General features: G+C 44.0%; 8 protein-coding genes. 5 read left to right on the top strand and 3 right to left on the bottom strand.

Annotation, left to right across the window (positions count from 1 at the left end; translation table 11 throughout):
• Positions 1-193 precede the first annotated feature (193 nt).
• The 4 genes from ubiT (at position 194) to rimI (ending at position 2,163) form a co-directional block, all read left to right on the top strand.
• A complete protein-coding gene (gene ubiT, locus CAG60_RS06960; protein ID WP_040903790.1) occupies positions 194-721 on the top strand; it encodes a ubiquinone anaerobic biosynthesis accessory factor UbiT in 528 nt (175 codons plus the stop codon).
• Positions 705-1,226 carry a GNAT family N-acetyltransferase gene (locus tag CAG60_RS06955; protein WP_161438580.1) on the top strand — a complete coding sequence of 174 codons (522 nt, stop codon included), beginning with the start codon at positions 705-707 and terminating at the stop codon, positions 1,224-1,226. Before ubiT ends, CAG60_RS06955 begins: the two co-directional genes overlap by 17 nt.
• A gap of 85 nt (positions 1,227-1,311) precedes the next feature.
• Positions 1,312-1,713, top strand: coding sequence for a DNA polymerase III subunit psi (locus CAG60_RS06950; protein ID WP_040903788.1), 402 nt, complete (start codon positions 1,312-1,314; stop codon positions 1,711-1,713).
• A 3-nt stretch (positions 1,714-1,716) separates the two neighbouring features.
• Positions 1,717-2,163, top strand: coding sequence for a ribosomal protein S18-alanine N-acetyltransferase (gene rimI / locus CAG60_RS06945; protein ID WP_040903786.1), 447 nt, complete (start codon positions 1,717-1,719; stop codon positions 2,161-2,163).
• 56 nt (positions 2,164-2,219) lie between these two features.
• Here the strand turns inward: rimI and CAG60_RS06940 are convergent, their stop codons facing one another.
• On the bottom strand, positions 2,220-4,244 hold the full coding sequence (locus CAG60_RS06940; RefSeq protein ID WP_161438581.1) for a putative bifunctional diguanylate cyclase/phosphodiesterase: 2,025 nt from the start codon (positions 4,242-4,244) through the stop codon (positions 2,220-2,222).
• A gap of 192 nt (positions 4,245-4,436) precedes the next feature.
• On the opposite strand from CAG60_RS06940, the gene prfC reads away from it, so the two are divergent.
• On the top strand, positions 4,437-6,026 hold the full coding sequence (gene prfC, locus CAG60_RS06935; RefSeq protein WP_154170250.1) for a peptide chain release factor 3: 1,590 nt from the start codon (positions 4,437-4,439) through the stop codon (positions 6,024-6,026).
• A 66-nt stretch (positions 6,027-6,092) separates the two neighbouring features.
• Here the strand turns inward: prfC and srmB are convergent, their stop codons facing one another.
• Positions 6,093-7,328 carry an ATP-dependent RNA helicase SrmB gene (gene srmB / locus CAG60_RS06930; protein ID WP_004394142.1) on the bottom strand — a complete coding sequence of 412 codons (1,236 nt, stop codon included), beginning with the start codon at positions 7,326-7,328 and terminating at the stop codon, positions 6,093-6,095.
• An 89-nt stretch (positions 7,329-7,417) separates the two neighbouring features.
• Entirely contained in the window at positions 7,418-8,140 is a 723-nt protein-coding gene (locus tag CAG60_RS06925; protein ID WP_161438579.1) for a tRNA1(Val) (adenine(37)-N6)-methyltransferase, read from the bottom strand.
• Positions 8,141-8,208 lie beyond the last annotated feature (68 nt).

Here is an 8,208-nt window from a genome sequence, read left to right as displayed (position 1 = left end):
ATGCTATACAGTATGTGCTATTCACGGTAAGAATTACTCATCAGAAACCCATCAACTATAACCTTGATTTGATAGGCTGGAAAGCGTCATTGCTCATCTTAATCGATAACCATTTTTTGATGCATAACAGGTATTGTGACCTTAACATCCATTATGATGGGCGTTCAGTCTCTTAAGGTAACGGATAATACGCGTGATAAACAAGATTCGTCGTCAACTCGTACAAAACGCCCCATCAATTTTGCGATCTCCAGTCCATTTATTGCCTCATCGAGTACAAAAAACAGCCTTGTTAGAGGGGCTGAAGTTAGTGTTTCAAGAAGCACTCGCTGATGGCGATTTTGAGTTTCTTGAGGGAAAATGGCTTAAAATAGAAATACATGATCTCGCATTACGTTGGTTTATTAGCTATCAACATCCGCAGTTAATTGTGGCCGATCGCCCTTGCCAAGAAGATGTCAGTTTTAGTGGGTATTTGAATGATTTTATTTTGATTGCTGGTCGTAAAGAGGATCCTGATACCTTGTTCTTCCAAAGACGTTTGTCGATTGAAGGAGATACCGAATTAGGATTGGCTGTCAAAAACTTGATGGACAGTGTGGATCTTGAACAATTACCTCCAGTATTGCAAATTTTGCTTCACCAGTTGGCTGATTTTGTGCATAAAGGCATGCAGATGCCAAACACACAAAATGAGGTAATGAATGCTTATTCGAACTGAAGCTCCTGCGGATATTCTCGCTGTTGAGCGATTACTAAGCGCGGTATTCGCTACCAATAGTGAAGCTAATTTGGTGACATCACTACGTGAGAATGGACGTCGAACGCTGTCATTAGTGGCTTGTGACGAGCAAGGGGAGATTGTCGGCTACGCTCTGTTTAGTCCAGTGACACTCAATGGTGAGGATCTCAACTGGCAAGGATTAGCACCATTAGCCGTGGCGAAAGAATATCGCAAGCAAGGCATCGGTGCATTGCTGGTGAATGAAGGGTTAAGTTCACTCGGTGAGCTTGGTTATCCTGCTTGTGTGGTGTTAGGTGATCCTAATTACTATCAACGGTTTGGGTTTAAAGAAGCACAGACTCATGGTTTTTCTTGTCCATGGCCTGAGCTTGCCTCTGCTTTTCAAGTGGTCGCTTTATGGGAGGATGCCTTCATTGATCGTCAAGGTATCATTGAATATTGCCCTGAATTTACCGATGCCTTTAAGCATTTAGATAAGTAACAGAATAGCTCTCAATACTTCCGCTATAGGCTTGATGGTCGATATTTGTTAGCATATGCAGATAAATTTCGTGAAGTAGAACACTATGTTTGAGCAGCAACATTATTTACAAGCGATGGGTATTCAAGAGTGGCAGCTTATTCATCCACAGCGATTGGCTGGCTACTCCCCCCCGATAGAGTCTCTCGATAAACAGTGCCGATTATTATTGGTTAGCTCGCTTTTGCCTTCCGGTTCACAATTGGTTTGGTTGGAACGAGTATTAAACAGTTTTAATCTCAATTTATCACAAGCCAGACATGTCTATCCTCAGCAACTCTGTCAATTGGAACTCAATGATCTGCAATGGATATGGTATGTCGATTGTCAAGCAAGTGCCGTCACAACGGCAAATGCATTACACACGCCAGCGTTAAGCGAGGTTGAAGGCAACACGCATTATCGACGAGATTTATGGCAACAAATCTGTGCCTACGGAGCGCAATAAATAATGAGTATCCATTTTGTTCCCCTTTCTGTTGAACATTTACGCCAAGTTTGGTCGATAGAACAACAGGCTCATTCTCACCCTTGGTCACAGAGCATGATTAATGATTTAGCTAGCCGTGGCGCATGTCATCGAGCTATGTTACTTAACGATCAGCTATTGGGGTACTATTATGCGCAGCATGTTGTCGGTGAAATTACCTTACTTAACTTAGCGATTGCGCCAAGTGAGCAGGGTAAAGGTTACGGTAAGCAATTGATTGAAGACTTTATTCAGCAAGGTGAGCGCTTGCAAGCACAAAGTGCTTGGTTAGAAGTGCGAGCGAGTAACCAACGCGCTTTTCAGTTGTATCAAGATGCAGGTTTTAACGAGATTGATCGACGTTTTAATTATTACCCGACCGAGCATGGCAAAGAAGATGCGATCATCATGAGTTATTTCTTCCTTTGATTTCTTCATTCACTAATACTTCAGCGTTGTGGGTATCGCGCTCTTTTTATTCATCGCTAAGACGTTTTTGAGTAACAATGGTGAGTAAATCGTTGCTCAAGTTCTTGACAGGTCAACGGCTTATCAAACAAATAACCTTGAAACTGTGTGCAACCCATGGTTTTTAGTGCTTCTAGCTCGAACTTATCTTCAACGCCCTCGGCAATCACTTGCAAATCAAGACGTTTGGCAATCAATAAAATAGTATCGACAATCGCCTGTGCGCTAGGATCTAAGTGTAATTGGGTAACAAAAGAACGATCGATTTTTAATACGTCAACCGCAAGATCTTTTAAGTAGCGTAGCGATGAATACCCCGTGCCAAAATCATCAATCGCCAGATGCAGCGACTGACTTTTTAGTTGAGCAATTTTTTGAATGGCTTCATCGATATTCTCTAACAGTAAGCCTTCAGTGATTTCTAACTCAATATAATCACCACTGATCCCGCTTTGCTGCAAAGTTGCGACGATATGCTCTACAAAAGAAGCCTGTGAAAATTGAAGAGGGCTAATATTGATCGCTAGACGACGAAAATGTTCAGGAAGCACGCCACGTTTTTGCCATTGAGAGAGTTGATAACAAGCTTGCTCGATGATCCAGCGGCCAATCGGTAAAATCTGTCCGGTCTCTTCGGCGACCGGCATAAAAATACCGGGAGGAAGTAACCCTTTTTCTGGATGATGCCAACGGATTAACGCTTCGACACCGATCAATTGATGCTGCTCATTCACTTGTGGTTGGTAATAAAGCTCTAATTGATGGAATTGCAAAGCTTCATGAAGCCCCTTCTCTATATCAAGAAACGTCTCTACTTGCGCCTGCATTTCGGGTTCATAAAATAAATATTTATTTCGCCCACAGATTTTTGCACGGTAAAGGGCGGTATCCGCTTGTCGAAACACATCCAAACTGGTGACCCCTTCAGAAGGGAAGGTGGCAATGCCAATGCTGGCAGTACAATACAGCTGGTGGCCATCGATCGAGTGAGGATTAGCCAACAAAGCCAGTAACTGCTGAGCGATACTGGAAATTTGTTGATAAGGTAAACTAGGAATAATGATTGCAAATTCATCACCACCGACTCTAGCGGCAGTATAACTATGGTTTGCCCAAGCTTGTAAACGGTGGGCAATGGATTGAATTAAGGTGTCACCAATCGTGTGTCCTAAAGAATCATTAATGGTTTTAAAGCGGTCTAAATCTAAGTAAAAAAGCGCACCCGTTTGCTGGCGTTGATGTGCGTATTCAATCGCTTGAGTCAGTGTTTGCAGTAATAGTCCTCGGTTAGCTAATCCAGTTAAGCCGTCGTAGTAGGCTAAATAGTTTAGTTTGGCTTGCGCTTTTTCTTTGTCTTGCCATAAAGAATGAAAGCTAGAGGCAAGCTCGCCTAATTCATCTTTGGGGCGTAGTAAATTGGTGGGGATGGGTGATTGAGCCGTAGGTAATGAACGTACCCAGTCAATTAAGCTGGTGATAGGACGCGAGAGTTTGCGGTAAAAAAAGGCCAGTAAAATAACCGTTAATAACGTATTACGCAGTAAGTCAAACAGAATCACTCGGGTGGTTTTGGCGATAAACGCATGAGCAATGCTATTGCCATCAATCATAAAAGTCAGTTTGCCGACCACAATCTGTGAATCGGGTTGATGTAATTCACTGACAAAAACTGGACTTTCAGGTGTAAGGTAACTCACCAAACCGTTTATCATTAATGAGTGATGACTGATAGGTCGTTGCTGCTTAGCCAGTACATCACCAAAATCATCAATCACTGCTGCGTTAATGATGGCAGGATCCGTCATTAAAGAAGAGACCACTTGCTCTGCCAATAGATGATTAAGATGGTAAGCCGCTTGGCTGGCATTGGTGTAATTTTGCACGAGTTTGAATTGATAATACTCTTCAACTCGTTTTTGTTCATGATGCAAATCGACCAAAGTATGGTACATGCTAAAGCACAGGCCAACCAACACGGAGACCCAAAATACGGTGTTCGCTTGTCGAAACGCAAGGGAGTTGATAGGCTTTAATGTCATCAGCGTTGAATCTATTTTTAGGTGTTTAGTATTTATAGTTCATAATGATAGATAAATTAACTTTTCTGATTAAATAATGCGATACGCCTTTAGTTGCTCCAAGCCTTAAGATCAGCGAGAATATCCGATAATTTGAACCATAAGGTCGACACCTCGCATTGAGTTAGCTGTCGGCCGAAAAAGAAGATACCTTGCATGTCAACGACTCCTTTTATCGGCGAAGTCTCAAAGCGCCGAACCTTTGCTATTATTTCGCACCCCGATGCGGGTAAAACTACCATTACCGAAAAAGTCTTATTATTTGGACGCGCTATTCAAACCGCAGGTACAGTAAAAGGCCGTGGTTCTGCACAGCATGCTAAATCTGACTGGATGGAGATGGAGAAAGAGCGCGGCATTTCTGTCACCACATCGGTAATGCAGTTCCCTTATCAAAATGCGTTGGTCAATCTCCTTGATACTCCCGGACACGAAGATTTCTCGGAGGATACCTATCGGACATTAACCGCGGTCGATTCATGTCTGATGGTGATCGATGCGGCAAAAGGGGTTGAGGATAGAACGCGTAAGTTGATGGAAGTTACTCGTCTGCGCGATACGCCAATTATTACCTTTATGAATAAATTGGACCGCGAAATTCGAGATCCGATGGAGCTGCTCGATGAGGTCGAAGATGAGCTAAACATTGCTTGTGCACCGATCACATGGCCGATTGGTTGTGGTAAGGCTTTTAAAGGGGTATACCACATCCATCGTGATGAAACCATTTTATACTCTTCTGGACAGGGACATACTATCCAAGAGCAACGAGTGATCAAAGGGCTAAATAACCCGGAGTTAGATACTCAAATTGGGACTGATTTAGCCAATCAATTACGTGAAGAGTTAGAGTTGGTGTTGGGTGCCTCTCACGAGTTTGATCTTGAGCTGTTTATGCAAGGTGCGCTGACGCCGGTATTTTTTGGTACTGCACTCGGTAACTTTGGTGTTGATCATATGCTCGATGGGCTAACCGAGTGGGCTCCTGCGCCTTTGGCTCGTCAAGCAAATGAGCGCGTGGTTGAAGCGACGGAAGAGAAGTTCTCCGGTTTTGTGTTTAAAATTCAAGCCAATATGGATCCTAAACACCGAGATCGTATTGCCTTTATGCGCATTGTTTCTGGGACGTACAAACAGGGCATGAAGATGAATCATGTTCGCCTTGGTAAGCAAGTCAGTATTTCTGATGCGGTGACCTTTATGGCTGGTGACCGCTCACGTGCCGAAGAAGCTTTCGCTGGAGATATCATTGGTTTGCATAACCACGGTACGATTCAAATTGGCGATACATTTACCCAAGGTGAATCATTGAAATTTTCTGGGATCCCTAACTTTGCTCCAGAGCTGTTCCGTCGCATTCGTCTGCGCGATCCTCTTAAACAAAAACAGCTACTGAAAGGGCTAGTGCAACTCTCTGAAGAGGGAGCCGTGCAAGTTTTCCGTCCACTGCAAAATAACGATTTGATTGTTGGTGCGGTGGGGGTACTGCAGTTTGACGTGGTCGTGGCACGTTTGAAATCAGAATACAATGTGGAAGCGATTTACGAAGGCGTCAATGTGGCAACCGCGCGTTGGGTTGAGTGTGCTGACGCGAAGAAGCTCGAAGAGTTTAAGCGTAAAAACCAAAGTAATTTAGCTCTGGATGGCGGTGATAACTTAGCGTATATCGCTCCAACCATGGTTAACCTTAACTTAGCGCAAGAACGTGCTCCGGAGATTATTTTCCGAGCGACACGTGAACACTAGCGGCATCGTTAACGGATGAGTAATAAAAAAAGCCGATGGATTGTTCATCGGCTTTTTTTATTGGGCTTATTTCTTTTTCTTGGTTTTTTTCTTTACGCTTTTGGCGGCAACTTTCTTTTTACTCTCGTCTTTTTTCTTTTTCTTAAACACAGATTTTTTATGTGTTGGGCGTAATCCATCAATAAAGCGTTCTTTAATCTCTTCTTTTACATAGCGAGCGACACGATCCATCATCATTTGATCATGCGCTTCGACTAAAGAGATCGCATTGCCTTTTTTACCGGCTCGAGCAGTTCGACCAATACGGTGGAGATAGACGTCTGCACTGCGTGGCATATCAAAGTTAATCACGTGGCTGACATCGGGAATATCAATGCCTCGCGCAGCAACATCGGTCGCAAGTAGGATATTGATATCGCCTTCACGAAAACGACTGATGGCATTATTACGTCGATCTTGTGGCATTTCACCTTGAATCCAAGCGCAAGGGATTTGAGCTCGCTCTAACTCTCCGCGTAGTTCTGCTAAACGTTCACGAGTTTTGATAAACACGATTGAACGCTCAGCTTGCTGGGTAAGAATCACTTTCAATAGCTCGAGTTTATGCTTCATGCTGTCAGCACGATGATACCACTGTGCGATTTTTTTTCGTTCACGACGAGGCGGCTCTGCGGTAATTTCTGCTGGATTATTCAGGAGATCCGCGGTAAACCCTTCAACACCACGGCCTTCTAAGGTCGCGGAAAAGAGCAAGGTTTGTTTACGCCAGCGGCATTCGGCGGCTAAACGGTCGACCACAGGACCAAAGCCCATGTCCAGCATGCGGTCTGCTTCATCAAGGATCAACCACTCAATCGCTCGGCAATCAAAGCGCTCAGCGTTAATGTATTCAAGCAGACGCCCCGGTGTAGCCACCACAATATCTTGTGTGGTCGCTAAAATATCGGCGTGTTCTTGATATTGCACACCACCAGTGATGGTGAAGATATTCAGCCGAGTGTGTTTGGCGAGCTGACGAGCTTGCTCAGTGATCTGCATCGCTAATTCACGTGTTGGGGTTAGGATCAGCATGCGCGCTGGTCCCGGTTTCTTACGTGGAAAATCTTGTAAATATTGCAGAGCTGGAATCACAAACGCTGCCGTTTTTCCGGTGCCTGTCGGAGCAGAGGCAAGAATATCTCTACCGTCCAGGGCGTGGGGAATCGCCTCCTCTTGCACTTGAGTTGGGCGTTCGAAGCCTAATTCTTTAATCGCATCAAGGAGATTGTCATCCAGTTCTAGGTCAGCAAAGGTTTTAGTCACAGTTTATTTACTCCGCAAGGCTCGGGCTGAATAGTCTAAAATAGAGGGCGCACATTATAGTTGGATCCACGTCTAGATCACATCTTTAATTACACCATCTTAAGATAAAAAGCACGGGTAAGCTGAATAAATGCTTCACTATAGTCATTGGATTCACGAATGATCAGCTCGCTCGCTTGTAATGGTTGATGAATTCGGCTCAGTTCAAATAATAGCCGTTGAATCGGTTTGTGTGGTGTGGTCCTAACTTGACAGAGTCGAGTTAAATACCAACCTTGTTGCTGCGCTTGATCAATAAAAACTTGCCCTTCTTGCAGAGGTAAAATCAAGCTGGCGGTACCTTGCACGGATAAATGTTGTGCGAAACAGTCTAGTAATTGTTGGTGAGACAGTGTTTCTGTGTGGCGTGCGATCGCTCGCGTTTGCTGTTGAGCGGGTTGCCCGCTATTAAAATAGGGTGGGTTACAGATGATGGCATCAAACGGCTGAATAAAACGTAAGGCGGTAATATCACCATGCCTCACTTCAATGCGTGACGACCATACTGAGCGACGAATATTATTTGAAGCGGCTAAAAATGCTTGTTGGTCAATATCGACAGCGCAAATTTGGCTATTGGTAAAGCGTTGTGCGCACATCAGGCTTAATAAGCCAGTACCACAACCGATATCCAGTAAACGATCGGGTGGTCGGCTGAAAGCCCAAGCTCCCAATAGTACGCCATCAGTACTGACGGGCATCCCACTGTGTCCTGTTTCAATGGTAAATTGCTTAAAATGAAAGCCTTTGGTTATCGGTAAATCAGTATTCATTAAATATCGCTATGGATTTGTTTTTAGAAAGTTAAGCTACTGTTGGTTTTTTGTTTGGTGTTTTATGC

Source organism: Vibrio sp. V33_P6A3T137, from assembly GCF_009904835.1.
Taxonomy (GTDB): Bacteria; Pseudomonadota; Gammaproteobacteria; order Enterobacterales; family Vibrionaceae; genus Vibrio; species Vibrio metschnikovii.
Note: the sequence above shows the minus strand (reverse complement) of the source record. Positions and strands in the feature narration are given on the sequence as shown.

Bases quoted from the DNA above. Each gene is read 5' to 3' on its own strand.
- CAG60_RS06950 (WP_040903788.1), top strand. From the start codon at position 1,312: ATGTTTGAGCAGCAACATTATTTACAAGCGATGGGTATTCAAGAGTGG.
- rimI (WP_040903786.1), top strand. From the start codon at position 1,717: ATGAGTATCCATTTTGTTCCCCTTTCTGTTGAACATTTACGCCAAGTT.
- prfC (WP_154170250.1), top strand. From the start codon at position 4,437: ATGTCAACGACTCCTTTTATCGGCGAAGTCTCAAAGCGCCGAACCTTT.
- CAG60_RS06925 (WP_161438579.1), bottom strand. From the start codon at position 8,140: ATGAATACTGATTTACCGATAACCAAAGGCTTTCATTTTAAGCAATTT.
- CAG60_RS06955 (WP_161438580.1), top strand. From the start codon at position 705: ATGCTTATTCGAACTGAAGCTCCTGCGGATATTCTCGCTGTTGAGCGA.